The organism is Paracoccus haeundaensis, from assembly GCF_006239215.1.
In the GTDB taxonomy this organism is placed as follows: domain Bacteria; phylum Pseudomonadota; class Alphaproteobacteria; order Rhodobacterales; family Rhodobacteraceae; genus Paracoccus; species Paracoccus marcusii.
This window is the reverse complement of record NZ_VDDC01000043.1, coordinates 1-25,529: the sequence shown is the minus strand read 5'-3', so window position 1 is coordinate 25,529 and position 25,529 is coordinate 1. Positions and strand designations below refer to the sequence as shown.

Sequence of the window (25,529 nt, the reverse complement as noted above, 5' to 3'; positions counted from 1 at the left end):
GCGTTCAGCCGCGCCAGGATCGCAGCGCGATCAGCGCCGTGTCGATCACGTCGCCAAGGCGGGCCAGCAGGTGTTCGGGTTCTGGCGCGCCGCTGTCCGTCTCGGCATCCAGCCGTGCCATCAGGCGCGACAGGCGCCGCCGATGGACGCCGGTCCACAGCTGGACCGGGTCCGCGATCAGCCCCGCGAAGGTGGTGACCAGCGACCCCGCCACGGCCAGCGCCACCCCGGTCGCGACGACCGTCAGCGGCGCGGTCTCCACCGGAAAGGCCCAGTACCACGCCCGCCCCAACGTGTCGCCCAGGGCGAAGTCGCGCACCGCGGCGCCATGTGCGCGCATCTGCGCCATCGGCCCGGCAAGCGAGATCATGCCCGGTGTCGCGCGGTGAAACAGCGCGATCCCCACGGTCAGCACGATCAGCGAGGTCGTGATCTCGGCCACGGCGTTGCGGGTGTCGGCATGGCTGCGGATGGCGCGGGCGATGCGGTCGGGGGACGTGTCAGGACCCAGGCCCTGCCGCTGCAGATCGGCGATCAGCGCGCCCAGGTCGCGCTGGATCACCGTCGAGACGTCGGACCGCAGGAACACCCGCCGGCTGCGCAGCCAGCCGCCCACCCGCGTGGCCCCCATCCGCGTCAGGGCCCAGCCCGCGCCCAGCATCAGCAGGGCCACCGGCGCCAGCATCACGTTCACCGGCGCGCGCAGCAGGTCCGCGCCGATCGCGTGGCGGTGCAGCGCCAGCGTGCCACGCGGTCCGTAGCGCAGCCGTGCGAACCGGCGCAGCGCCGCATCGCGACGGGTCAGGCGGCTGCGCAGGGGGGCGGGGGGCATCGGGCTCTCCGAAGGCGGTGGCCGCAGTCTAGCGGGACGGGGGCCCATGCGCTAGGTTCGGCGCTTGCAGCGCCAAGCAGCGCTTTCTATAGAGGGCGGATGAAATTTCCGGCGTTCGGATCTCGAATTAGCAGCCCGGTGGCGTGAGGTTTCACGCCGCCGGGTCAGTCTTGTCCGAACATCTCTCAAAGGAACGCCCCGATGGCCGACGCCACGCAGCCCGATTACCGCGATACCGTCTTTCTGCCCCAGACCGAGTTTCCGATGCGTGCGGGCCTGCCCGCGCGCGAACCCGAATGGCTGGAGCGGTGGGCGCGCATCGGCGTCTATGACCGCCTGCGGTCGACCGCGGCGGGGCGCAAGCCGTTCGTCCTGCATGACGGCCCGCCCTATGCCAACGGGCATCTGCATATCGGCCACGCGCTGAACAAGACCATCAAGGACATCGTCGTGCGGTCGCACCAGATGATGGGTTTCGATGCGCGCTACGTGCCGGGCTGGGACTGTCACGGCCTGCCGATCGAATGGAAGATCGAGGAGAAGTACCGCAAGGAGGGCCGCGACAAGGACGCGGTCGACATGGTCGAGTTCCGCCAGGAATGCCGCCGTTTTGCGGATGAATGGGTCGACATCCAGCGCGAGGAGTTCAAGCGCCTGGGCGTGACCGGGGCCTGGGACCGGCCCTATCTGACGATGGATTTCCACGCCGAGGCGGTCATCGCGGCCGAGTTCATGAAGCTGGTGATGAACGGCTCGCTGTATCAGGGGTCCAAGCCGGTGATGTGGTCGCCGGTGGAGAAGACCGCCCTGGCCGAGGCCGAGGTCGAGTATCACGACCACACCAGCCACACGATCTGGGTGCGGTTCGGGGTGCAGGGGCAGGGCGCCCTGTCGAACGCCAAGGTCGTCATCTGGACCACCACCCCCTGGACCATCCCGCAGAACCGCGCCGTCGCGTTCAACCCGCAGATCGCCTATGGCGTCTATCAGGTCGATGCCGTGGCCGAAGGCTCGACCGCCGTCGCCGGAGAGCGTCTGGTGCTGGCTGATGCGCTGGCCGAGGGGGTGATGGCGCAGGCCAAGGTCACGGGCTTCACCCGCGCGGCGGACGTGACCGCCGCCGATCTGGACGGGCTGATCCTGTCCCACCCCCTGCGCGGGGTCGAGGGTGGAGCAGGCGAGTGGGATTACGACATCCCCATGCTGCCCGGTGATCATGTCACCGACGAGGCGGGGACGGGCTTCGTCCACACCGCGCCCAGCCATGGCGACGACGACTATCAGCTGGGCCTGCGCTTCAAGCTGCCGATGACCTACAACGTCGAGCCGGACGGCAGCTATCGCAAGGACCTGCCGATCTTCGGCGGCGAGGCGATCGTGGCGCCCGACGGCAAGGACGGCCCCGCCAATGTCAGCGTCATCAAGCAGCTGGCCTGGGCCGGGGCGCTGTTGGCCAAGGGCAAGATCAAGCACTCCTATCCGCACAGCTGGCGGTCCAAGGCGCCGCTGATCTATCGCAACACGCCGCAATGGTTCGCGGCCATCGACAAGCCCTTGGACGACGGGCTGGGCCAGCATGGCGACACGATCCGGGCGCGGGCGCTGACCTCGATCGACCAGCTGGTCAAGTGGTGGCCCAAGACCGGGCGCAACCGCATCCATTCCATGGTCGAGAACCGCCCCGACTGGGTGCTGTCGCGCCAGCGGGCTTGGGGCGTGCCACTGACCTGCTTCGTCAAGAAGGGCGCCAAGCCCACGGACGACGACTTCCTGCTGCGCGACGCGCGCCTGAACGACCGCATCGTTGCGGCCTTCGAGGCGGATGGTGCCGATGTCTGGTACAGCGCGGGCTTCAAGGCGCGGATGCTGGACGGGATCGCGGACCCCGAGGCCTATGACCAGGTCATGGACGTGCTGGACGTGTGGTTCGATTCAGGCTCGACCCACAGCTTCGTGCTGCGCGACCGCGAGGATGGCGCGCCGGACGGGATCGCCGACGTCTATCTGGAGGGCACCGACCAGCATCGCGGCTGGTTCCAGTCGTCCCTGCTGCAGGCGTCGGCCACCAAGGGCCGCGCGCCCTATCGCAACGTGGTCACGCATGGCTTCACGCTGGACGAGAAGGGCATGAAGATGTCCAAATCGCTTGGCAACACCATCGTGCCCGCCAAAGTGATCGAGCAATACGGCGCCGACATCCTGCGCCTGTGGGTGGCGCAGGCCGATTATACCGCCGACCAGCGGATCGGCCCCGAGATCCTGAAGGGCACCGCCGACAGCTATCGCCGCCTGCGCAACACGCTGCGCTTCCTGCTGGGGGCGCTGGCCGGGTTCGACGATGCCGAACGCATCGAGCCCGCCCAGATGCCCGAGCTGGAGCAGTGGATGCTGCACCGGCTGGCGCAGCTGGACCACCAGGTCCGCCAAGGCTATGCGGCGTTCGATTTCCAGGGCGTGTTCCAGACGCTGTTCCAGTTCTGCACCGTCGATCTGTCGGCCTTCTATTTCGACGTGCGCAAGGACGCGCTGTATTGCGACGCGACGGACAGCGACCGCAGGCGGGCGGCGCGGACGGTGCTGGACCTGCTGTTCCACCGGCTGGTGACCTGGCTGGCGCCGATCCTGCCCTTCACCATGGAGGACGTCTGGCTGTCGCGCTTCCCGTCGGAGGATGACAGCGTGCACCTGCACGATTTCGCGCAGACGCCGGCCGACTGGCTGAACGAGCCGCTGGCCGCCAAATGGGAGCATGTCCGCCGCGCCCGCCGTGTGGTCACCGCCGCGCTGGAGGTCAAGCGGACCGACAAGACGATCGGCGCCAGCCTGGAGGCCGCGCCCGTCGTCCATGTCGAGGATGCCCAGATGCTGGCCGCGCTGAAGTCGGTGGCCTTCGCGGATGTGTGCATCACGTCGGACCTGTCGCTGACCGCGGACCCCGCGCCCACCGAGGCGTTCCGCATGGCCGAGACCCCGGGCATCGGCGTCGTCTTCGAGACCGCCGAGGGCGAGAAGTGCCAGCGGTGCTGGAAGATCCTGCCCGATGTCGGCACGCATGCCCATCCGGGCGTCTGCGCGCGCTGCGACGCGGCTCTGGGATGACCGATGACGACCTGCGCGGGGCGATCCTTGCGCAGGTCGCCCGGTTGCGGCCGGGCACGACCTGCTGCCCCAGCCGGATCGCACGCGATCTGTCCGAGGACTGGCGCCCGCTGATGGACCCGCTGCGGCGTCTGGCGCTGCGGATGGCGGCGGAGGGGGACATCGCCGTCCTGCAGAAGGGGCGCCCCGTGGGGCCCGATCCGCGCGGCCCGATCCGGTTGGCGCGGCGCTAGACCAGCCACCACCCCCGTGCCTTCAACTGGTTGCGAATCATCTTTTCCGGGGCAGGGGTCGGCCTGTCGGCAAAGATCGGGCGCACCTTCTGCCGCCCCTTGTCCTGATAGATCAGCTTGCGCGCAGGCTCCCATTCCCGCAGCACGCGCTTGACCTCCCTGGCGGCGACGGCGTCCTCCAGCGCGGTGATCACGGCCTCGGGGTCGCGGGCATAGAGGAGCGGCAGCCGGCGGTAATGGCAGGTCACATCGCCGTCCAGACCGTCCAGCGCAGGGCCGGGCCGCCCGCCGCCCAGGCTGTGGATGACCAGCGGCAGCACCGCCTGGTCCAGCCACGGGTCCATCACCTGGCAGGCCAATGCGTCATGCGGACTGTCGCGCAGGGCCAGCGCCCAGGCCAGGAACCGCTGGCCGAACTCTGCAGGGTCGGACCCGAAGAACCACCCCGCGTTGAAGTACAGATAGCGTTCCCAGTGTTCGTCAGGCTGCGACAGGTCCAGCGTGGGGGCGAAGGACAGCCCGAACCGGTCGTAAAGCGATTGCCAGATGCCGTGATAGCCCGGGCCGTAAAGCGGCGGCTTGGGCCAAGTCCCCTCGCGCCGCATCGAGGCGGATGGCCGGGCGAAGTCGAAGCGGACCCGGTCCAGCGGCCCGGTGATCAGCGTGTCGGTGTCCAGAAACAGGAACGGCTTGCCCGCAGGCAGGACCGACAGGGCCTCGATCTTGTTGCCCTGGGGATAGGAGGCGCCGAAATGGCGCGCGGTGAACGGCACGATCATGGCGCCGAAATCGGTCAGCAGTTGGCGGCACGGGTCCGAAATGGCCGTGTCATGCCCGCTCCAGGCGCCGTCGGGGGTGGGTTCGGCGATGAACACCGTGCCCGTGAAGTCCGGGGCATGCGCGCGCAGGCTGGCCATGAGGATCACGGCCTCGAACTCCAGCCGTCCGGCCTGGGCGACGATCAGCAGATTGGGCTGCGTAAGTTTCCTGGGGGGCACCCGACATCCTTTGCTGAACGTGATCGGGTTCAGCCTAGCGGTTGTGCGGGGACAGCAAAAGCCCCACCGCAAGGATGGTCCCTGCCACCACTTGATCATCCGGAATGTCGGGAAAGTGGTGGGCGACCCTGGAATCGAACCAGGCGTGGGTCTCCCCGGCGGAGTTACAGTCCGCTGCCGCACCTTGCAGCACGTCGCCCGCCGATCGCTTTCGGCGTGCGGGGTGATTAGCCGCCCCGTCGGGGGGCGTCAAGCGGATTTCCGGGGCTTGCGCGATGCGCGCCCTGCGCGCAGAGAAGGGTCCACAAGGAAAGGAGGCCGCGCATGTCCGACAAGAGCGGAAACGCCAAGAAGCCCACATGGGTCATCGACAAGGAACGCGCCCGCCGCGCGGCCGCCGCCGAGACGGTCTGGCTGTTCGGCCTGCACGCGGTCCGCGACGCGCTGGCCAACCCGGTGCGTCAGAAGCTGCGCCTGGTGGTCACCCAGAATGCGCTGGCCCGGCTTGGCGATCTGCACGGGATGCAGCCCGAGATCACCGATCCGCGCATCTTCGACAAGGCGGTCGGACTTGCCGCCGAAAGCGTCCACCAGGGTGCCGCGCTGGAGGTCAAGCCGCTGAAATGGGGCAGCCTGTCCGAGGTCGCGCTGCGCGAGGCTCCCGGAGAGACGCGGCCGCTGCTGGTCGCGCTGGACCGGGTGACCGACCCGCACAACGTCGGCGCGATCCTGCGCTCGGCCGAGGTGTTCGGCGCGCGCGCGGTCATTGCCCCGCATCGCCATTCCGCCCCCGAGACGGGCGCCCTGGCCAAGACGGCGTCGGGCGCGCTGGAGCGCCAGCCCTATCTGCGCGTGCCGAACCTGGCCGAGGCGCTGACCCAGCTGAAGAACATGGGCTTCATCCTGGTGGGTCTGGACGGCACCGGCACCGAATCATTGCCCGACCTGATGTCGGACCTGTCGGGCAGGGCGGTCTGCCTGGTGATGGGCGCCGAAGGGCCGGGCATGCGGGAGCTGACGATAAAGACCTGCGACCATGTCGCGCGGATTCCCTTTGCCGCCGATTTCGGGTCGCTGAACGTGTCGAACGCCGCCGCCGTGGCCCTGTATGCCGCGGGGCGTGCCTGAATATCACATCCCTGCGACGATTATGTCACGCGCGTTGAGATTTGGTCCGGCTGCTGTCAAGTAGACCGGACCGCAACCGTCGAGTCGTCATGAAAGCCTCTGTCCTGTGCCTGCTGATCAGCCTTGCGGCCGCGCTTCCCGCGGCGGCGCAGGACTGGGCCGTGGGCGGGTTCGACCCGGTGGGCTATGCGCAGGCCGGTCGTCCGACCCCGGGGCGCAGCGACATCGCGACGATGTGGAAGGGCCAGTTGTGGCATTTCGCATCCGAAGAGAATCGCGCCCGGTTCGAGGCCAACCCGCGATCCTTTGCCCCGGCGCTGGACGGGATGTGCCCTGTGTCCATCGTCGACGGACGCCCGCAGATGGGCGATCCGCGCCATTTCGCGGTGGTGGCGGGCAGGCTGTACCTGCTGGAATCAGGTGCCGCGGAACGGCGCCTGTCCAGTGACCCCGCCGGGATCGTGGCAGAGGCACAGCGCCTGTGGCGCTGACGCTGGCGACACAAGAATCACAAATGCGTGAGCAGGGTGGAACTTTTCTGCCTGATGCCCATTTACACCTCATGGCATGACCCCGGAACGGTCATGTCCAGATCACTGTCCCTCGTTCCGCGACTTGCGCCCGGCCATCGTATGGACCGGGCGCTTTTTCTATGAGAGGCTGCAACCTGCGGCTGCGGCCCGGAGGAGGGACGATCATGGACATCCACACGGACGAGGATCACGACATCGCGCGCATCGCCCGCGACACCAAGGTCGTGGCGATGGTGGGCCTGTCCCCCAACGAGGCGCGGCCCAGCTGGGGCGTCGCCCGCTATCTGCAGTCCCAGGGCATCCGCGTCATCCCGGTCAATCCCGGTCACGACGGCCAGACCATCCTTGGAGAGCGCGTCTATGCGACGCTGGCCGACATCCCGGCTGCCGAAGGGGTGCAGCTTGTCGACATCTTCCGTCGCTCGGACGCGGTGGGGCAGGTGGTCGACGAAGCGCTGGCGCATCTGCCCGACCTGCAGGTGATCTGGACCCAGCTTGGCGTGCGCGACGACGCGGCCGCCGAGCGTGCCCGCGCACGCGGCATCACCGTGGTTCAGGACCGCTGCCCCAAGATCGAGTTTCCGCGCCATCTGTAGCGGTCCGATATCTGCTTGACGGGCGGACAGGGTGGCACTAATCAGGCCCGACCTCAGGGGTATAGCTCAGTTGGTAGAGCATCGGTCTCCAAAACCGAGGGTCGTGGGTTCGAGTCCCCCTGCCCCTGCCAGGTCCTTCCGCCAGACCTGCGTCCTGACCGCGATCAGGGTTGAAAAGCCGGGCGTGCCCGGCTAGACCCGCGGTCGCATTTGCCCAAGGAGCCGCCCGTGGCCAATCCCGTCCAGTTCATCAACCAGGTCCGCGCCGAAGCTGCCAAGATTTCCTGGCCGACGCGCCGCGAGGTGATCACCACGACCATCATGGTCCTGATCTTCGCCTCGATCACCAGCCTGTTCTTCTTCCTGGTCGACCTGACGATCCGCACCGGTCTGACCCAGGGGCTGCGCCTGATCAGCGGCTGATCAGGGCTTGCAATTGCGGGCGGGGGGCGGTATTTCCCCCCCGACTGTCCGGGACACGGCGTGCATCGAATGCGCATGCGCGCCGATTTGCATATTTCCGGACGACATGGAATTCAAAGGGTTGGCGCGCTGTCCGCGTGATTCCCGAAAGATGAGCAGGGGTCGATCGAGACATGGCAAAACGTTGGTATTCGGTCAGCGTCCTGTCGAACTTCGAAAAGAAGGTCGCCGAGGCGATTCGCCAGTCCGTCGCCGAGAAGGGCCTGGACGACCAGATCGACGAGGTCCTGGTCCCGACCGAGGAAGTGATCGAGATCCGTCGCGGCAAGAAGGTGACGTCCGAGCGCCGCTTCATGCCCGGCTATGTGCTGGTGCACATGGAGATGTCGGACCGGACCTATCACCTGGTCAACTCGATCAACCGCGTCACCGGCTTTCTGGGCGCGCAGGGCAAACCGATGCCGATGCGCGACGACGAAGTGAACATGATGCTGCACCGCTCGGACGACGGCGCACCCGCCGCGCCGCGCAACCTGATCCGCTTTGACGTGGGCGAGAAGGTCAGCGTGACCGACGGCCCGTTCGAAGGGTTCTCGGGGATGGTCGAGGAGATCGACGAGATTTCCTCGCGCATCAAGGTGACGGTGTCGATCTTTGGCCGGCCGACGCCGGTCGAACTGGAATTCACGCAGGTTTCGAAATCTTCGTGATCGGCTGCGGGAGGCCGTGAGGCCGCACCGCTAAATCGGCCCCCGTGCGGGGCTTGATGACAAAGGAGAAGGCCAGATGGCCAAGAAAGTTGTTGGCAGCCTGAAGCTGCAGATCAAGGCGGGCCAAGCGAACCCGTCGCCCCCCGTCGGCCCGGCCCTGGGTCAGCGCGGCATCAATATCATGGCGTTCTGCAAAGAGTTCAACGCCAAGACCCAGGAGATGGAGCAGGGTTCGCCCGTGCCCGTCGTCATCACCTATTATGCCGACAAGTCGTTCACCTTCGAGACGAAGACGCCGCCCGCGTCCTTCCTGCTCAAGAAGGCAGCCGGCCTGAAGCCGGTCGGCAAGCGCAACCGCGCCAAGGGTTCGGATAAGCCGGGCCGTGCCACTGCAGGCACCGTGACGGTCAAGCAGATCCGCGAGATCGCCGAGACCAAGATGAAGGACCTGTCGGCGAACGACGTGGATGCCGCGATGAAGATCATCGTCGGTTCCGCCCGGTCGATCGGCATCGAGGTGAGGGGCTGATCATGGCAAACGTTTCCAAGAAAAAGACCGCCGCCCGCGCCGCCTTCGAAGGCAAGGCCAACCTGACCGTCGAGGACGCCGTCAAGCTGGTCAAGGCACAGGCCTCGGCCAAGTTCGACGAGACCGTCGAGATCGCGCTGAACCTGGGCGTCGACCCGCGTCACGCAGACCAGATGGTCCGCGGCGTTGTGACCCTGCCCGCAGGAACCGGCAAGGATGTCCGTGTCGCCGTGTTCGCCCGTGGCCCCAAGGCTGACGAAGCCAAGGCCGCCGGTGCGGATATCGTCGGCGCCGAGGACCTGATGGAGACCATCCAGTCCGGCAAGATCGAGTTCGACCGTTGCATCGCGACGCCGGACATGATGCCGCTGGTCGGCCGTCTGGGCAAGATCCTGGGCCCGCGCAACCTGATGCCGAACCCCAAGGTCGGCACCGTGACGATGGACGTGAAATCGGCCGTCGAAGCAGCCAAGGGCGGCGAGGTCCAGTTCAAGGCCGAGAAGGCGGGCGTCGTCCATGCCGGCATCGGCAAGGTCTCGTTCGACGAGGACAAGCTGGCCCAGAACCTGCGCGCCTTCGTGGACGCGGTCAGCCGCGCCAAGCCGACGGGTGCCAAGGGCACCTACATGAAAAAGGTCTCGATCAGCTCGACCATGGGTCCGGGCGTGTCGATCGACGTGGTCTCTGCGACCGCGAACTGACCACAGGAATTTCCCCGCCGGACAAGGGCGGGGAATGGCGGGGCCGCACGCGGCCCTGTCCTGTCCGAGACGGAGGGTGCGGGGGAAACCTTGCTTAATTGCCTTCCTGAGATGGGGAAGCGTTTTTCCGAAGGCCCAGTCCTTCGGGTGATCTTGCCCTAACGGACCCGACCCGGTCCCGTTCGAGACCGGGAAAAGTGAGAGCCGGGGGGAAACCCCCAACTTGGAGTGAAACCGTGGATAGAGCACAGAAAGAACAGCTGGTCGAGGAACTCGGCCAGATCTTCGAAAGCTCTGGCGTCGTGGTGGTTGCCCACTACGAGGGGATGACGGTTGCACATATGCAGGACCTCCGCGCGCGCATGCGCGAAGCGGGTGGTTCGGTTCGCGTTGCCAAGAACAAGCTCGCCAAGATCGCCCTGGAAGGAAAGCCTTGCGCAAGCATCGCCGACTACCTGACGGGCATGACCGTGATCACCTATTCGGAGGATCCGACCGCTGCTGCGCGGATCGCCGACAAGTACGCCAAGGATAACGATCGTTTCGTGATCCTGGGCGGTGCGATGGGTGGTTCGGCCCTGGATCCGGCCGGTGTGAAAGCCGTCGCCTCGATGCCGTCGCGTGATGAGCTGATCGCTCAGATCGTGTCGTGCCTCGGTGCGCCCGCCTCCAACATCGCCGGTGCCATTGGCGCGCCTGCTTCGAACATCGCGAGCATCCTCACGACCCTCGAGGAACGTGAGGCTGCGTAAGCAACCTATTCCCGACTGGTGGTTGAAGACCCGACGTTGGAACATTAACTGGAAAGAACGGAAAAATGGCTGATCTGAAGAAACTCGCCGAAGAAATCGTGGGCCTGACCCTGCTGGAAGCCCAGGAACTGAAGACCATCCTGAAGGATGAGTACGGCATCGAGCCGGCTGCCGGTGGCGCCGTCATGATGGCTGGCCCCGCTGCTTCGGCAGAAGCCGCCGAAGAGAAGACCGAATTCGACGTCGTCCTGGTCGAAGCCGGCGCTAACAAGATCAACGTGATCAAGGAAGTTCGCGGCATCACCGGTCTGGGCCTGAAAGAAGCCAAGGACCTGGTCGAAGCTGGCGGCAAGGTCAAAGAAGGCGCTTCCAAGGCCGACGCCGAAGAAGTGAAGAAGAAGCTGGAAGCAGCCGGCGCCAAGGTCGAGCTGAAGTAATCGATCCTTTGATCGGTTGAAGACAGGCAGGGTCCGGGGTTTCCCGGTCCCTGCCGAACCTGTCTTGAAGGGCGGTCCGGCTGGCGGACATTCCTTCAGGGCATGTTCGAGGTTCGGGAGCCGCGCGGTGGGACGCGTGGCACGAATGGAACCTCACCCCTGCATTCGTAGGTGCGTTCCGGGGGCCCCGACCCGGACGCGCGCGAAGACGAAAGGTGACAAGACCCCATGGCGCAAGCTTATGTCGGCCAAAAGCGGATCCGCCGCTATTATGGCAACATCCGTGAAGTTCTGGAGATGCCGAACCTGATCGAGGTTCAGAAATCCTCCTATGACCTGTTCCTGAACTCGGGCGAGGGCAGCGGTCATAACGATGGTGACGGCATCCAGGGCGTGTTCCAGTCGGTGTTCCCGATCAAGGACTTCAACGAGACGGCCACGCTGGAGTTCGTCAAGTACGAGCTGGAGAAGCCGAAATACGACGTGGACGAGTGCCAGCAGCGCGACATGACCTATGCCGCGCCGCTGAAGGTCACCCTGCGTCTGATCGTGTTCGATGTCGACGAGAACACCGGGGCGAAATCCGTCAAGGACATCAAGGAACAGGACGTCTTCATGGGCGACATGCCCCTGATGACGACGAACGGCACGTTCATCGTGAACGGCACCGAGCGCGTGGTCGTCAGCCAGATGCACCGCAGCCCGGGCGTGTTCTTCGATCATGACCGCGGCAAGACCCATTCCTCGGGCAAGCTGCTGTTCGCCTGCCGCATCATTCCCTATCGCGGCTCGTGGCTGGACTTCGAATTCGACGCCAAGGATTTGGTGTTCGCCCGGATCGACCGCCGCCGCAAGCTGCCGGTGACGACGCTGCTCTATGCCCTGGGCATGGATCAGGAAGCGATCATGGACGCGTTCTACGAGACCGTGACCTACTCCCTGCGCCGCGAGGGGCGCGAGCAGGGCTGGGTGACGCGGTTCTTCCCCGAGCGCGTGCGCGGCACCCGGCCTGCCTATGACCTGGTGAACGCCGATACCGGCGAGGTCATCACGAAGGCCGGCGAGAAGGTCACCCCGCGCCTGGTGAAGAAGCTGCTGGAATCCGAAGAGCAGCTGAACCTGTTCGTCCCGTTCGAGCGCATCGTCGGCCGCTTCGTCGCCAAGGACATCGTCAACGACCAGACCGGCTTCATCTATGCCGAGGCCGGCGACGAGATCACCGCGGAATACGACAAGCAGGGCGAGATGACCGGCGGCCTGCTGAAGGTGCTGCTGGACAACGACATCACCGACGTGCCGGTTCTGGACATCGACCACGTCAACGTGGGTCCCTACATCCGCAACACGATGGCAGCCGACAAGAACATGGGCCGCGAAGGCGCGCTGATGGACATCTATCGCGTCATGCGCCCGGGCGAGCCGCCCACCGTCGAGGCCGCGTCGAACCTGTTCAACTCGCTGTTCTTCGACAGCGAGCGTTACGACCTGTCCGCCGTGGGCCGGGTCAAGATGAACATGCGCCTTGATCTGGACGCCCCCGACACGCAGCGCACGCTGCGCCACGAGGACATCGTGTCCTGCATCAGCGGCCTGGTCGAACTGCGCGACGGCAAGGGCGAGATCGACGACATCGACCACCTGGGCAACCGCCGGGTGCGTTCGGTCGGCGAGCTGATGGAGAACCAGTACCGCGTCGGCCTGCTGCGCATGGAGCGTGCCATCCGTGAGCGCATGTCCGGCGTCGAGATCGACACCGTCATGCCGCAGGACCTGATCAACGCGAAACCGGCAGCGGCGGCGGTGCGTGAATTCTTCGGCTCCAGCCAGCTGTCGCAGTTCATGGACCAGACGAACCCGCTGTCCGAAGTGACGCACAAGCGTCGCCTGTCGGCCCTGGGGCCGGGCGGTCTGACGCGCGAACGCGCAGGCTTCGAGGTCCGCGACGTCCACCCGACCCATTACGGACGGATGTGCCCGATCGAGACGCCGGAAGGTCAGAACATCGGCCTGATCAACAGCCTTGCCACCTTTGCACGGGTGAACAAGTACGGCTTCATCGAGACGCCCTACCGCAAGGTGGTCGACGGTCACGTGACCGACGACGTCGTCTACATGTCCGCGACCGAGGAGATGCGTCACACCGTGGCGCAGGCCAACGCGACCCTGGACGAGAACGGCAACTTCACCGACGAGCTGATCTCGACCCGCCAGTCGGGCGACTTCATGCTGAACCCGGTCGATGCGGTCGACCTGATCGACGTGTCGCCCAAGCAGCTGGTTTCGGTCGCGGCGGCGCTGATCCCGTTCCTTGAGAACGACGACGCCAACCGCGCGCTGATGGGCTCGAACATGCAGCGTCAGGCCGTGCCTCTGCTGCGCGCCGAGGCGCCGTTCGTGGGCACCGGCATGGAAGCCACCGTGGCGCGCGATTCGGGCGCCGCGATCATGGCGCGCCGTGGCGGCATCATCGACCAGGTCGATGCGCAGCGGATCGTGGTCCGGGCGACCGAAGATATGGGCGCGGGCGACGCGGGCGTGGACATCTATCGTCTGCGCAAGTTCAAGCGTTCGAACCAGTCCTCGACCATCAACCAGCGCCCGCTGGTGAAGGTCGGAGAGAAGGTCGTGGCCAACCAGGTCATCGCGGACGGTCCCTCGACCGACCAAGGCGAACTAGCGATCGGCCGGAACGTGGTCGTCGCCTTCATGCCGTGGAACGGCTACAACTACGAGGACTCGATCCTGATCTCCGAGCGGATCCACCGCGATGACGTGTTCACCTCGATCCATATCGATGAATACGAGGTTGCGGCCCGCGACACCAAGCTGGGGCCGGAGGAGATCACCCGCGACATCCCGAACGTGGGCGAAGAAGCCCTGCGCAACCTGGATGAAGCCGGCATCGTCTATATCGGCGCCGAATGCGGACCGGGCGACATCCTGGTGGGCAAGATCACCCCCAAGGGCGAAAGCCCGATGACGCCGGAAGAAAAGCTGCTGCGCGCCATCTTCGGTGAGAAGGCGTCCGACGTCCGCGACACGTCGCTGCGTCTGCCGCCGGGTGCCTATGGCACGATCGTCGAGGTCCGGGTGTTCAACCGACACGGCGTGGACAAGGACGAGCGTGCCCTGCAGATCGAGCGTGAGGAGGTCGAGCGTCTGGCGCGCGACCGCGACGACGAACAGGGCATCCTGGACCGCAACATCTATGCGCGTCTGAAGACCCTGATCCTGGGCAAGACCGCCCTGAAGGGGCCGAAAGGCATCAAGTCGGGAACCGAGATCACCGAAGAGCTGCTGGGCACCATGTCCCGCGGCCAGTGGTGGCAGCTGGCCGTCAGCGAAGAGGACATCGCCAAGGATGTCGAGGCGCTGAACGGTCAGTACGACACCCAGAAGAAGCTGCTGGAAGCCCGCTTCGAGGACAAGGTCGAGAAGGTTCGTCAGGGCGACGATCTGCCCCCGGGCGTGATGAAGATGGTCAAGGTGTTCGTCGCCGTGAAGCGCAAGCTTCAGGCGGGGGACAAGATGGCCGGTCGTCACGGCAACAAGGGCGTCGTGTCCAAGGTCGTCCCGATGGAGGACATGCCGTTCTTGGCGGACGGCACCCCCGTCGACCTGGTTCTGAACCCCTTGGGCGTGCCGTCGCGCATGAACGTGGGTCAGATCCTGGAGACCCACATGGGTTGGGCCAGCCGCGCCCTGGGCCTCAAGATCGACGAGGCGCTGGAGGAGTATCGCCGCAACGGCGACATGACTCCGGTCCGCGAGGCGATGCGCATCGGTTACGGCGACGAGCTGTATTCCGAGATGTTCGATGGCCTGGACGACGAGACCCTGCGCGAGCATGCGGGCACCGTCCGCACGGGCGTGCCGATCGCGACGCCGGTCTTCGACGGCGCCAAGGAGGCCGACGTCAACGACGCGCTGACCCGTGCCGGGTTCGACACGTCGGGCCAGTCGGTGGTGTTCGATGGCCGTTCGGGCGAACAGTTCGCCCGCAAGGTCACCGTGGGCATGAAGTACGTCCTGAAGCTGCACCACCTGGTCGACGACAAGATGCACGCGCGTTCCACGGGTCCGTACTCGCTGGTCACGCAGCAGCCCCTGGGCGGCAAGGCCCAGTTCGGCGGCCAGCGTCTTGGCGAGATGGAGGTCTGGGCCCTGGAAGCCTATGGCGCGGCCTACACGCTGCAGGAAATGCTGACGGTCAAGTCGGACGACGTCGCCGGCCGCACGAAGGTCTACGAGTCCATCGTCAAGGGCGAGGACAACTTCGAGGCGGGCGTGCCGGAATCGTTCAACGTGCTGGTCAAGGAGGTCCGGGGTCTGGGCCTCAACATGGAACTCCTGGATGCGGACGAGGAGGAGTGAGGGCCCGCGCCCTCACCACCCCTTCCTCCGTGCCCTTCATTAGGAATTGAGAATGAACCAGGAACTCGCCACCAACCCCCTGAACCCGCTGGCCCCGCCGCGGCAGTTCAATGAAATCAAGATCTCGCTGGCCTCGCCCGAAGAAATTCTGGCCTGGTCCTTCGGCGAGGTGAAGAAGCCCGAGACCATCAACTACCGCACGTTCAAACCCGAGCGTGACGGCCTGTTCTGCGCGCGCATCTTTGGTCCGATCAAGGACTATGAGTGCCTGTGCGGCAAGTACAAGCGCATGAAGTATCGCGGCCTGGTCTGCGAGAAATGCGGCGTCGAGGTGACCCTGCAAAAGGTCCGCCGCGAGCGGATGGGCCATATCGAGCTGGCCGCGCCGGTCGCGCATATCTGGTTCCTGAAGTCGCTGCCGTCGCGCATCGGCCTGATGCTGGACATGACGCTGCGCGATCTGGAGCGGATCCTCTACTTCGAGAACTATGTCGTTATCGAGCCGGGTCTGACCGACCTGACCTATGGCCAGCTGCTGTCCGAGGAAGAGTTCCTTGACGCGCAGGACAACTTCGGTGCCGACGCCTTCCAGGCGGATATCGGTGCCGAGGCCATCCGTGCGATGCTGTCGAACATCGACCTGGCGGCGACCGCCGACCAGCTGCGCGAGGACCTGAAGGCCGCCACCGGCGAGCTGAAGCCCAAGAAGATCATCAAGCGCCTGAAGATCGTGGAGAGCTTCCTGGAATCGGGCAACCGTCCGGAATGGATGGTCCTGACCGTGATCCCGGTCATTCCGCCGGAACTGCGCCCGCTGGTCCCGCTGGACGGCGGCCGGTTCGCCACGTCGGACCTGAACGACCTGTATCGCCGCGTCATCAACCGCAACAACCGCCTCAAGCGGCTGATCGAGCTGCGTGCGCCCGACATCATCGTGCGCAACGAAAAGCGCATGCTGCAGGAATCGGTCGATGCGCTGTTCGACAACGGCCGTCGCGGCCGCGTCATCACGGGCAACAACCGTCGCCCGCTGAAGTCGCTGTCCGACATGCTGAAGGGCAAGCAGGGCCGCTTCCGCCAGAACCTTCTGGGCAAGCGCGTCGACTTCTCGGGTCGTTCGGTCATCGTGACCGGCCCCGAGCTGAAGCTGCATCAGTGCGGCTTGCCCAAAAAGATGGCGCTCGAGCTGTTCAAGCCGTTCATCTATTCGCGGCTTGAGGCGAAGGGTCTGTCCAGCACCGTCAAGCAGGCCAAGAAGCTGGTCGAGAAGGAGCGCCCCGAGGTCTGGGACATCCTGGACGAGGTCATCCGCGAGCACCCGGTCCTGCTGAACCGTGCGCCCACGCTGCACCGTCTTGGCATCCAGGCGTTCGAGCCGATCCTGATCGAGGGCAAGGCGATCCAGCTGCACCCGCTGGTCTGTTCGGCCTTCAACGCCGACTTCGACGGCGACCAGATGGCCGTGCACGTGCCCCTGTCGCTGGAGGCGCAGCTGGAAGCGCGCGTCCTGATGATGTCGACGAACAATGTGCTGTCGCCCGCCAACGGCGCGCCGATCATCGTGCCGTCGCAGGACATGATCCTGGGCCTGTACTACGTCTCGATGCAGCGTGACGGCATGAAGGGCGAGGGCATGGCCTTTGCCAACATCGACGAGGTCGAGCATGCCCTGGCCGCCGGCGAGGTGCATCTGCACGCCAAGATCCAGGCGCGCCTGAAGCAGATCGACCAGAACGGCAACGAGGTCTGGAAGCGTTTCGAGACCACCCCGGGCCGCCTGCGGCTTGGCGGTCTGCTGCCGCTGAACGCCAAGGCGCCCTTCGAGCTGGTCAACCGCCTGCTGCGCAAGAAGGACGTGCAGGTCGTCATCGACACCGTCTACCGCTACTGCGGCCAGAAGGAATCGGTGATCTTCTGCGACCAGATCATGGGTCTGGGCTTCCGCGAGGCCTTCCGTGCCGGCATCAGCTTCGGCAAGGACGACATGGTCGTGCCCGACACCAAGTGGACCATCGTCGGCGAGGTCCAGGAGCAGGTGAAGGAGTTCGAACAGCAGTATCTGGACGGCCTGATCACCCAGGGCGAGAAGTACAACAAGGTCGTTGACGCCTGGTCGAAGTGCAACGACCGCGTGACCGAGGCCATGATGTCCACCATCTCGGCCAACAAGCGCGACGAGAACGGCGCCGAGATGGAGCCGAACTCGGTGTACATGATGGCGCATTCCGGTGCGCGGGGTTCGGTCAACCAGATGAAGCAGCTGGGCGGCATGCGGGGCCTGATGGCCAAGCCGTCGGGCGAGATCATCGAAACGCCGATTATCTCGAACTTCAAGGAAGGTCTGACCGTTCTTGAATACTTCAACTCGACCCACGGCGCCCGGAAGGGTCTGTCGGACACCGCGTTGAAGACCGCGAACTCGGGCTATCTGACGCGTCGTCTGGTCGACGTCGCCCAGGACTGCATCATCCGCGAGCATGACTGCGGAACCGAGCGCGCGATCACCGCATCCGCCGCCGTGAACGACGGCGAGGTCATCAGCCCGCTGGCCGAGCGCGTGCTGGGCCGGACCGCGGCCGAGGACGTGCTGGTGCCGGGCGAGGACGAGATCATCGTCCGCGCCAACGAGGTGATCGACGAACGCAAGGCCGACGCCATCGAGGCGGCGGGCGTGCAGTCCGTGCGCATCCGTTCGGCGCTGACCTGTGAATCCGAGGACGGGATCTGCGCGCTGTGCTATGGCCGCGATCTGGCCCGCGGCACGCTGGTCAACATCGGCGAGGCTGTCGGCATCATCGCCGCGCAGTCGATCGGCGAACCGGGCACCCAGCTGACGATGCGGACCTTCCACATCGGCGGCATCGCGCAGGGTGGCCAGCAGTCGTTCCAGGCCGCCTCGCACGAAGGCACGATCGCCTTCCGTAACGAGAGCATCCTGGAAAACGCCAATGGCGAGCAGGTTGTGATGTCGCGCAACATGCAGATCCTGGTCATGGACGACCAGGGGCAGGAGCGCGCCAGCCACAAGCTCTTCTACGGCTCCAAGCTGTTCGTGAAGGAAGGCGAGCGGGTCATCCGCGGCGCGAAGCTGTTCGAATGGGACCCCTATACCCTGCCAATCATCGCGGAGAAGGGCGGCATCGCCAAGTTCGTCGACCTGCTGTCGGGGATCTCGGTCCGCGACGAGACCGACGATGCGACGGGCATGACCCAGAAGATCGTGACCGACTGGCGGTCGGCCCCCAAGGGCAATGACCTCAAGCCCGAAATCATCATCATGGACGCCAACGGCGAACCGGTGCGCAACGACCAGGGCAACCCGGTCAGCTATCCGATGTCGGTGGATGCCGTGCTGTCGATCGAGGACGGCCAGGAGATCAAGCCCGGCGACGTGGTGGCCCGCATCCCGCGCGAAGGCGCGCGGACCAAGGACATCACCGGTGGTCTGCCGCGCGTGGCGGAACTGTTCGAGGCGCGTCGTCCCAAGGATCACGCGATCATCGCCGAGATCGACGGCTATGTGCGCTTCGGCAAGGACTACAAGAACAAGCGCCGCATCACGCTGGAGCCGTCCGAGGAGGGTCTGACCCCCGTCGAGTACATGGTGCCGAAAGGCAAGCACATCCCGGTGCAGGAAGGCGACTTCGTGCAGAAGGGTGACTACATCATGGACGGCAATCCTGCGCCGCATGACATCCTGCGCATCATGGGGATCGAGGCCCTGGCCGACTATCTCATCGACGAGGTGCAGGACGTCTATCGACTGCAGGGCGTGAAGATCAACGACAAGCATATTGAGGTGATCGTTCGCCAGATGCTGCAGAAGATCGAGATCCTGGACGGCGGCGACACCACGCTGCTGAAGGGCGAGAACGTCGAGCGTGACGAGTTCGTCGAGGAGAACGCCAAGATCGAGGCACGCGGCGGACGTCCCGCCACGGGCGAGCCTGTCCTGCTGGGCATCACCAAGGCCAGCCTGCAGACCCGCAGCTTCATCTCGGCCGCCTCCTTCCAGGAGACGACCCGCGTGCTGACCGAGGCTGCCGTCCAAGGCAAGCGCGACAAGCTGGTCGGTCTCAAGGAGAACGTCATCGTGGGCCGCCTGATCCCGGCGGGCACCGGTGGTGCGACCACGCGCGTTCGCCGCATCGCGACCGAACGCGACGCCGAGGTGATCGAGGCACGCCGCGCCGAGGCCGAGGCTGCCGCAGCCCTGGCCGCGCCCGAGCCGTCCTTTGCCACCCCCGCGGCCGATCCGGTGGATCTGCCGCAGGACGGCAGCGACGATTGATCGCGACGCCTGACTGATGATGCAAAGGCCCGGCACCCAGTGCCGGGCCTTTGTCTTTTGGGTTGACCGCCCTTGCGGGCTGCACATACTGCATCTGCCGTTCAAGGAACCGTGATGCGCATGCAAGCCCTGGGTCTGTGCCGTTTCCCCCTGCCGGTGCAGGGCGGGTTGCAGATCGTGGCAGGAGACGCCCAGGCCCGCATGGGCCGCCATTCCGAACCCCTCACGATGCGGAAGGGCCAGCGTCGTCGGACCGTCGGCATGGTCAAACCTTTCGCGCATGACACTGATGGCGGCGTCGGCATTCAGGCCGATCGGGCCCTGTCGCGTCAGCATCCTGTCGCCGTTGGCAATGCCAATGCGCGAGTGTCGATCGACTGGTCCAGGGCGCAGCCGACGTCCGTGCCCGCACCACGTCCCGCACGGGCAGGGCGGTTGCGGCTCCCCGCGCAGGATGCCGACAGCGGCGATCCTCCGGTGGCCTGACCCGTCGCCGCAAGCCCCCCTCGCCATCCTGTTCCGGAAAGCCGCCATGTCTACGCCCCTGATGTCCCCGCTGCGCCGCACGCGGCCCGCCTCGATCCGGCCAGAACCGCTGCAACCGGGCGATAACCTGCGCGGGGCAGGGCTGATGACGCTGTCGATGATGGGGTTCACCTGCAACGACGCGATCATCAAGTTCGTGGTCCAGGACATTCCGCTGTACCAGGCGATCACGCTGCGGGGGGTGTTCGTGCTGCTGGCCCTGATGATCCTCGCGCAGCGTGCGGGGGGCCTGCGCCTGCGCATTCCGGCCCCCGCCCGCGCGCCGATGGTCCTGCGGCTGGTCGGAGAGATCGGCTCGACCCTGCTGTTCCTGAACGCGCTGCAGCGCATGGCCATCGGCGACCTGACGGCGGTGATGCAGTCGCTGCCGCTGGTGGTGATGCTGGGGGCGGCGCTGTTCTTCAAGGAGACCCTGGGCTGGCGGCGCATCCTGGCGGTGGGGGTGGGCATGCTGGGTGTGCTGATCATCCTGCGCCCCGGCAGCGGCACTTTCGGCATCTGGTCGCTGGTCGCGCTTGGGGCGATGCTGCTGGTCGCGGTGCGTGACCTGTCGACGCGCCAGTTCGGGCGCGACGTCAGTTCGAACACCATCGCGTTCTATGGCGCGGTGCTGGTCACGCTGACCGGGTTCGTTCTCAGCCTGGGTCAGGGCTGGGTGATGCCGCAGCTGTGGCACCTTGCCCTGCTGGCCTTGGGCAGCGCCTTTCTGACCGTCGGTTACCTGTGCGCCGTGGCCGCCATGCGCGTCGGAGAGATCGCGGCCGTGTCGCCCTTCCGCTATACCTCGCTGCTGATGGCCATCTTTCTGGGACTGGTGATCTTCGGCGATTGGCCGGACCTCTGGACCTGGGTCGGATCGGCCCTTGTCGTGGGGGCGGGCATCTATACCATCTGGCGCGAGGCTCAACTGGGACGGCGGCGCTGATGCGGGTGCAGATGCTGGGACTGTGCCGCTTTTCCTATCTGGGACTGCGCGGCTATCAGGTCGAACATGACAGCATCGCGGCGCGCCGTGCCTATCTGTACGATCCCGACCGGCTGGCCCGGCGCTGGCTGTGGTTCCAGACCGTGGCCCTGCCGGGTTGGCTGGCGCAGACCGATCCAGACTTCACGCTGGTGATCATGACCGGGCCGGACCTGCCCGAACCCTGGCTGGGCCAGCTGCGCGACCTGTGCGACCGGGTGCCGCAGCTGCGCCTGTCGCTGGTGCCGGCGATGGACTACCACCTGGAGGCCTGTCACGCGGCGGTGGCGCCGCATCTGGACCCGGATGCGCAGGTGATCGGTCATTTCCGCCATGACGACGACGACGCGGTGGCGGTCGATTACATCGCCCGCGCGCGCGCCGATTTCGCGCGCGTCAGCCCGCTATGGCAGGCCGAGGGCAAGCTGTCGCTGGACTATGGGCGCGGCCTGATCATCGCGGCGCGCGACGGTCAGCTGAAGATCACCCCGCGGATCTGTCACAACATGGGGGTGGCGCTGACCATCTTCCTGGCGCCCGACGCGCCGCGGACGGCGCTCCATTTCAACCACACCAAGCTGGCGCAGTGGATGCCGGGGGTTCAGGTGACGCGACCCCTGATGTTCATCCGCTCGATCCATGCCGACAGCGATTCCGGCGACATGGGGCCGGGCCTGCCCTGGCAGCCCGAGGAAGGCACGATGAACAGGCTGCTGCGCAGCCGTTTCGGCCTGCGCCGGGCGGATCTGGCCGCGCTGGCGCGCAGCCTGGGCTAGGCCGCGGGGGCCATGGGGGCTTGTTGACAGGGGCGGGGATTCCCCCTATGAACACGCGACCCGGCGGGAAACCGCATCGGGTGCCAGAACCTGTGAGGTCAGGGTCCGGGCAGAACAGCCTCGATCCTCTGGAATTATGCCCGTCAGCCCTTTATGGGCGGGACGGGCTTGGCATTTTGCGATTCGCGCAGGATGCCGTCGAGAAGCGGCGCAACCGGTGGGTTGCGAGTATTGACAGAGCAAGACGGGGAACCGAATGCCGACGATCCAACAGCTGATCCGCAAGCCGCGGCAGCCGAGAGTGCAGCGGTCTAAATCCATGCACCTTCAGGGCTGCCCGCAAAAACGCGGTGTCTGCACGCGCGTCTACACCACGACGCCGAAGAAGCCGAACTCCGCTATGCGTAAGGTGGCCAAGGTCCGCCTGACGAATGGCTTCGAGGTCATCTCCTACATCCCGGGCGAAAAGCACAACCTGCAGGAACACAGCGTCGTGCTGATCCGCGGCGGCCGCGTCAAAGACCTTCCGGGTGTCCGTTACCACATCCTGCGCGGTGTGCTGGATACCCAGGGCGTCAAAGACCGTCGTCAGCGTCGTTCGAAATACGGCGCGAAGCGTCCGAAGTAAGGAGAGGCATCCATGTCACGTCGTCACGCCGCTGAGAAGCGCGATGTCCTGCCCGACGCCAAGTATGGCGATCGTGTGCTGACCAAATTCATGAACAACCTGATGGTTGACGGCAAGAAGTCGATTGCCGAGCGGATCGTCTACAACGCGCTGGAGCGCGTCGAGACCCGCCTCAAGCGCGAGCCCATCGAGGTCTTCCACGAGGCGCTGGAAAACGTGAAGCCGTCCGTCGAGGTGCGTTCGCGCCGCGTCGGTGGTGCCACGTACCAGGTTCCGGTCGAAGTCCGTCCGATCCGCCGCGAGGCGCTGGCCATCCGCTGGCTGATCACGGCCGCGGCCAAGCGCAACGAGAACACGATGGAAGAGCGCCTTGCGGGCGAGCTGTCCGATGCCGTCAACGGCCGCGGAACCGCCGTCAAGAAGCGCGAAGACACGCACAAGATGGCCGACGCCAACAAGGCGTTCAGCCACTACCGCTGGTAAGGCGAAAGGATCCACTTCATGGCACGCGAATATCAGCTTCCGCGTTATCGCAACTTCGGCATCATGGCCCACATCGATGCCGGCAAGACGACGACGACCGAGCGCATCCTTTACTACACCGGCAAGTCGCACAAGATCGGCGAAGTGCATGACGGCGCTGCGACCATGGACTGGATGGAGCAAGAGCAGGAGCGCGGCATCACGATCACGTCTGCCGCGACCACCACGTTCTGGCAGCGTCAGGAAGACCCCACCACCGAGGGGACTTCGGACACGAAGTACCGCTTCAACATCATCGACACCCCCGGCCACGTGGACTTCACCATCGAGGTCGAGCGTTCGCTGGCGGTTCTGGACGGCGCGATCTGTCTGCTGGACGCCAACGCCGGCGTCGAGCCGCAGACCGAGACCGTGTGGCGCCAGGCCGACCGCTACAAGGTTCCGCGGATCGTGTTCGTCAACAAGATGGACAAGATCGGCGCGGACTTCTTCAACTGCGTCCGGATGATCAAGGACCGCACCGGCGGCATCCCTTGCCCGATCGCCCTGCCGATCGGCGCGGAGGACAAGCTGGAAGGCATCGTCGACCTGATCAAGATGGAAGAGTGGGTGTGGGAAGGCGAAGATCTGGGCGCGTCCTGGGTCCGCAAGCCCATCCGTGACGAGCTGAAGGACCTGGCCGACGAGTGGCGCTCGAACATGATCGAGCTGGCCGTCGAGATGGACGACGCCGCCATGGAAGCCTACCTGGAGGGCAACGAGCCCGACGAGGAGACGCTGCGCGCGCTGATCCGCAAGGGCACGCTGTCGCTGTCGTTCTTCCCCGTCACCGCAGGTTCGGCGTTCAAGAACAAGGGCGTGCAGCCCCTGCTGAACGCGGTCATCGACTTCCTGCCGAACCCGCTGGACGTGCCGGCCTACATGGGCTTCACCCCGGGCGACGAGACCGAGACGCGCAACATTGAACGCCGTGCGGACGATGCGATGCCCTTCTCGGGCCTGGCGTTCAAGATCATGAACGACCCGTTCGTCGGCTCGCTGACCTTCACGCGCATCTATTCGGGCGTGATGAAGAAGGGCGATCAGCTGCTGAACGCCACCAAGGGCAAGCGCGAGCGCGTCGGCCGCATGATGATGATGCACTCGATCAACCGCGAGGAGATCGAGGAGGCCTTTGCAGGCGACATCATCGCGCTGGCCGGTCTGAAGGACACCACCACGGGCGACACCCTGTGCGATCCGGCCAAGCCGGTGGTCCTCGAGACCATGACCTTCCCCGAGCCGGTGATCGAGATCGCCGTCGAGCCCAAGTCGAAGGCCGACCAGGAGAAGATGGGCCTGGCCCTTCAGCGCCTGTCGGCGGAAGACCCGTCCTTCCGTGTGGAAACCGATCTTGAATCGGGCCAGACGATCATGAAGGGCATGGGCGAACTTCACCTCGACATCCTGGTCGACCGCATGAAGCGCGAGTTCAAGGTCGAGGCGAACATCGGTGCGCCGCAGGTGGCCTATCGCGAGACCATCTCGCAGTCGGCAGACATCGACTACACGCACAAGAAGCAGACCGGTGGTACGGGCCAGTTCGCCCGCATCAAGCTGACCATCACCCCGACCGAGCCGGGCGAAGGCTATTCGTTCGAATCGAAGATCGTGGGCGGTGCGGTGCCGAAGGAATACATCCCCGGCGTCGAGAAGGGCATCAAGTCCGTCATGGACTCGGGTCCGCTGGCAGGCTTCCCGGTCATCGACTTCAAGGTCGCGCTGACGGACGGTGCGTTCCACGACGTCGACTCCTCGGTCCTGGCGTTCGAGATCGCGGCCCGCGCCGCGATGCGCGAGGGCCTGCGCAAGGCCGGCGCCAAGCTGCTGGAGCCGATCATGAAGGTCGAGGTCGTCACGCCGGAAGAGTATACCGGTTCGATCATCGGCGATCTGACCAGCCGTCGTGGCATGGTCCGGGGGCAGGACAGCCGCGGCAACGCGAACGTCATCGACGCCTTCGTGCCGCTGGCCAACATGTTCGGCTACATCAACAACCTGCGTTCGATGTCGTCCGGCCGTGCTGTGTTCTCGATGCAGTTCGACCACTACGAGGCCGTTCCGCAGAACATCTCGGACGAGATTCAGAAGAAATACGCCTGATCTTGCGGCGGGGCGTCACGCCCCGCCACTTTACAAGCATTGAAGAACAAGGAGCCATTCCATGGCAAAGGCAAAGTTTGAACGGAACAAACCGCACGTCAACATCGGCACGATCGGCCACGTTGACCACGGCAAGACGACGCTGACGGCGGCCATCACGAAGTACTTCGGCGAATTCCGCGCCTATGACCAGATCGACGGCGCGCCCGAAGAGAAGGCCCGCGGGATCACGATCTCGACCGCGCACGTGGAATACGAATCCGAGACGCGCCACTATGCGCATGTCGACTGCCCGGGCCACGCCGACTACGTCAAGAACATGATCACCGGTGCCGCCCAGATGGACGGCGCGAT

General features: G+C 65.5%; 22 protein-coding genes and 2 tRNA genes. 21 read left to right on the top strand and 3 right to left on the bottom strand.

Features of this window, described 5'->3' with window-relative positions; translation table 11 throughout:
- Positions 1–4: 4 nt before the first annotated feature.
- Positions 5–832: a DUF6635 family protein gene (locus FHD67_RS17660; protein WP_139599506.1), complete on the bottom strand. Its 828-nt coding sequence runs from the start codon at positions 830–832 to the stop codon at positions 5–7.
- Positions 833–1,033: 201 nt separating this feature from the next.
- On the opposite strand from FHD67_RS17660, the gene ileS reads away from it, so the two are divergent.
- The gene (ileS, locus tag FHD67_RS17655) at positions 1,034–3,931 is read left to right on the top strand and encodes an isoleucine--tRNA ligase (protein ID WP_139599505.1); all 2,898 of its coding nucleotides are present in this window, start codon (positions 1,034–1,036) and stop codon (positions 3,929–3,931) included.
- A complete protein-coding gene (locus FHD67_RS17650) occupies positions 3,928–4,164 on the top strand; it encodes a DUF3253 domain-containing protein (RefSeq protein WP_139599504.1) in 237 nt (78 codons plus the stop codon). The genes ileS and FHD67_RS17650 overlap by 4 nt, the downstream gene beginning before the upstream one ends.
- On the opposite strand, the gene FHD67_RS17645 is transcribed toward FHD67_RS17650, so the two are convergent.
- Positions 4,161–5,162 (bottom strand): hypothetical protein, encoded by a 1,002-nt coding sequence (locus FHD67_RS17645; protein WP_139599503.1) that lies wholly within the window; start codon positions 5,160–5,162, stop codon positions 4,161–4,163. The two genes, FHD67_RS17650 and FHD67_RS17645, sit on opposite strands and share 4 nt — an antisense overlap.
- 116 nt (positions 5,163–5,278) lie before the next feature.
- Positions 5,279–5,362 (bottom strand) — tRNA-Tyr (locus tag FHD67_RS17640).
- A 124-nt stretch (positions 5,363–5,486) separates the two neighbouring features.
- Between FHD67_RS17640 and rlmB the strand changes: the two genes are divergently transcribed.
- The 19 genes from rlmB to FHD67_RS17545 all read left to right on the top strand — a co-directional run.
- Entirely contained in the window at positions 5,487–6,290 is an 804-nt protein-coding gene (rlmB, locus tag FHD67_RS17635; RefSeq protein WP_139599502.1) for a 23S rRNA (guanosine(2251)-2'-O)-methyltransferase RlmB, read from the top strand.
- A gap of 89 nt (positions 6,291–6,379) precedes the next feature.
- Positions 6,380–6,781: a YHS domain-containing (seleno)protein gene (locus FHD67_RS17630; RefSeq protein WP_045981380.1), complete on the top strand. Its 402-nt coding sequence runs from the start codon at positions 6,380–6,382 to the stop codon at positions 6,779–6,781.
- Positions 6,782–6,987: 206 nt separating this feature from the next.
- Positions 6,988–7,419 (top strand): CoA-binding protein, encoded by a 432-nt coding sequence (locus FHD67_RS17625; RefSeq protein ID WP_046001338.1) that lies wholly within the window; start codon positions 6,988–6,990, stop codon positions 7,417–7,419.
- 55 nt (positions 7,420–7,474) lie between these two features.
- Positions 7,475–7,550 (top strand) — tRNA-Trp (locus FHD67_RS17620).
- 97 nt (positions 7,551–7,647) lie between these two features.
- The gene (gene secE / locus FHD67_RS17615) at positions 7,648–7,842 is read left to right on the top strand and encodes a preprotein translocase subunit SecE (RefSeq protein ID WP_042249102.1); all 195 of its coding nucleotides are present in this window, start codon (positions 7,648–7,650) and stop codon (positions 7,840–7,842) included.
- Positions 7,843–8,015: 173 nt separating this feature from the next.
- On the top strand, positions 8,016–8,552 hold the full coding sequence (gene nusG, locus FHD67_RS17610; RefSeq protein ID WP_045981378.1) for a transcription termination/antitermination protein NusG: 537 nt from the start codon (positions 8,016–8,018) through the stop codon (positions 8,550–8,552).
- A gap of 76 nt (positions 8,553–8,628) precedes the next feature.
- Positions 8,629–9,081, top strand: coding sequence for a 50S ribosomal protein L11 (gene rplK, locus FHD67_RS17605; protein ID WP_045981377.1), 453 nt, complete (start codon positions 8,629–8,631; stop codon positions 9,079–9,081).
- Positions 9,082–9,083: 2 nt separating this feature from the next.
- Complete coding sequence (rplA, locus tag FHD67_RS17600; RefSeq protein WP_046001339.1) at positions 9,084–9,782, top strand: 50S ribosomal protein L1; 699 nt, start codon at positions 9,084–9,086, stop codon at positions 9,780–9,782.
- Positions 9,783–10,018: 236 nt separating this feature from the next.
- Positions 10,019–10,534 (top strand): 50S ribosomal protein L10, encoded by a 516-nt coding sequence (gene rplJ, locus FHD67_RS17595; RefSeq protein ID WP_045981375.1) that lies wholly within the window; start codon positions 10,019–10,021, stop codon positions 10,532–10,534.
- Between the two features lie 65 nt (positions 10,535–10,599).
- Complete coding sequence (gene rplL, locus FHD67_RS17590; RefSeq protein ID WP_042249114.1) at positions 10,600–10,971, top strand: 50S ribosomal protein L7/L12; 372 nt, start codon at positions 10,600–10,602, stop codon at positions 10,969–10,971.
- 228 nt (positions 10,972–11,199) lie between these two features.
- A complete protein-coding gene (rpoB, locus tag FHD67_RS17585) occupies positions 11,200–15,345 on the top strand; it encodes a DNA-directed RNA polymerase subunit beta (protein ID WP_046001340.1) in 4,146 nt (1,381 codons plus the stop codon).
- A 52-nt stretch (positions 15,346–15,397) separates the two neighbouring features.
- A complete protein-coding gene (gene rpoC / locus FHD67_RS17580) occupies positions 15,398–19,636 on the top strand; it encodes a DNA-directed RNA polymerase subunit beta' (RefSeq protein WP_045981373.1) in 4,239 nt (1,412 codons plus the stop codon).
- A 114-nt stretch (positions 19,637–19,750) separates the two neighbouring features.
- Positions 19,751–20,122, top strand: a complete 372-nt coding sequence (locus FHD67_RS17575) for a hypothetical protein (protein ID WP_139599501.1) — start codon at positions 19,751–19,753, stop codon at positions 20,120–20,122.
- A 46-nt stretch (positions 20,123–20,168) separates the two neighbouring features.
- Positions 20,169–21,107, top strand: a complete 939-nt coding sequence (locus tag FHD67_RS17570; RefSeq protein WP_139599500.1) for a DMT family transporter — start codon at positions 20,169–20,171, stop codon at positions 21,105–21,107.
- The gene (locus FHD67_RS17565) at positions 21,107–21,922 is read left to right on the top strand and encodes a glycosyltransferase (RefSeq protein WP_139599499.1); all 816 of its coding nucleotides are present in this window, start codon (positions 21,107–21,109) and stop codon (positions 21,920–21,922) included. Before FHD67_RS17570 ends, FHD67_RS17565 begins: the two co-directional genes overlap by 1 nt.
- A 256-nt stretch (positions 21,923–22,178) precedes the next feature.
- Positions 22,179–22,550 (top strand): 30S ribosomal protein S12, encoded by a 372-nt coding sequence (gene rpsL / locus FHD67_RS17560; protein WP_042252808.1) that lies wholly within the window; start codon positions 22,179–22,181, stop codon positions 22,548–22,550.
- Between the two features lie 12 nt (positions 22,551–22,562).
- Positions 22,563–23,033 (top strand): 30S ribosomal protein S7, encoded by a 471-nt coding sequence (rpsG, locus tag FHD67_RS17555; RefSeq protein ID WP_042252807.1) that lies wholly within the window; start codon positions 22,563–22,565, stop codon positions 23,031–23,033.
- Positions 23,034–23,051: 18 nt separating this feature from the next.
- A complete protein-coding gene (gene fusA / locus FHD67_RS17550; protein ID WP_045981370.1) occupies positions 23,052–25,175 on the top strand; it encodes an elongation factor G in 2,124 nt (707 codons plus the stop codon).
- Between the two features lie 61 nt (positions 25,176–25,236).
- On the top strand, positions 25,237–25,529 hold a 293-nt coding region (locus tag FHD67_RS17545), incomplete at its 3' end, for a GTP-binding protein (protein ID WP_246071312.1).

Coding starts and splice junctions, on each gene's coding strand:
- rplK (WP_045981377.1), top strand. CDS start 8,629: ATGGCCAAGAAAGTTGTTGGCAGCCTGAAGCTGCAGATCAAGGCGGGC.
- rlmB (WP_139599502.1), top strand. CDS start 5,487: ATGTCCGACAAGAGCGGAAACGCCAAGAAGCCCACATGGGTCATCGAC.
- FHD67_RS17570 (WP_139599500.1), top strand. CDS start 20,169: ATGTCTACGCCCCTGATGTCCCCGCTGCGCCGCACGCGGCCCGCCTCG.
- FHD67_RS17625 (WP_046001338.1), top strand. CDS start 6,988: ATGGACATCCACACGGACGAGGATCACGACATCGCGCGCATCGCCCGC.
- FHD67_RS17660 (WP_139599506.1), bottom strand. CDS start 832: ATGCCCCCCGCCCCCCTGCGCAGCCGCCTGACCCGTCGCGATGCGGCG.
- FHD67_RS17650 (WP_139599504.1), top strand. CDS start 3,928: ATGACCGATGACGACCTGCGCGGGGCGATCCTTGCGCAGGTCGCCCGG.
- FHD67_RS17630 (WP_045981380.1), top strand. CDS start 6,380: ATGAAAGCCTCTGTCCTGTGCCTGCTGATCAGCCTTGCGGCCGCGCTT.
- rpoC (WP_045981373.1), top strand. CDS start 15,398: ATGAACCAGGAACTCGCCACCAACCCCCTGAACCCGCTGGCCCCGCCG.
- FHD67_RS17575 (WP_139599501.1), top strand. CDS start 19,751: ATGCGCATGCAAGCCCTGGGTCTGTGCCGTTTCCCCCTGCCGGTGCAG.
- rpsG (WP_042252807.1), top strand. CDS start 22,563: ATGTCACGTCGTCACGCCGCTGAGAAGCGCGATGTCCTGCCCGACGCC.
- rplA (WP_046001339.1), top strand. CDS start 9,084: ATGGCAAACGTTTCCAAGAAAAAGACCGCCGCCCGCGCCGCCTTCGAA.
- ileS (WP_139599505.1), top strand. CDS start 1,034: ATGGCCGACGCCACGCAGCCCGATTACCGCGATACCGTCTTTCTGCCC.
- nusG (WP_045981378.1), top strand. CDS start 8,016: ATGGCAAAACGTTGGTATTCGGTCAGCGTCCTGTCGAACTTCGAAAAG.
- rplL (WP_042249114.1), top strand. CDS start 10,600: ATGGCTGATCTGAAGAAACTCGCCGAAGAAATCGTGGGCCTGACCCTG.
- rpsL (WP_042252808.1), top strand. CDS start 22,179: ATGCCGACGATCCAACAGCTGATCCGCAAGCCGCGGCAGCCGAGAGTG.
- rpoB (WP_046001340.1), top strand. CDS start 11,200: ATGGCGCAAGCTTATGTCGGCCAAAAGCGGATCCGCCGCTATTATGGC.
- fusA (WP_045981370.1), top strand. CDS start 23,052: ATGGCACGCGAATATCAGCTTCCGCGTTATCGCAACTTCGGCATCATG.
- FHD67_RS17565 (WP_139599499.1), top strand. CDS start 21,107: ATGCGGGTGCAGATGCTGGGACTGTGCCGCTTTTCCTATCTGGGACTG.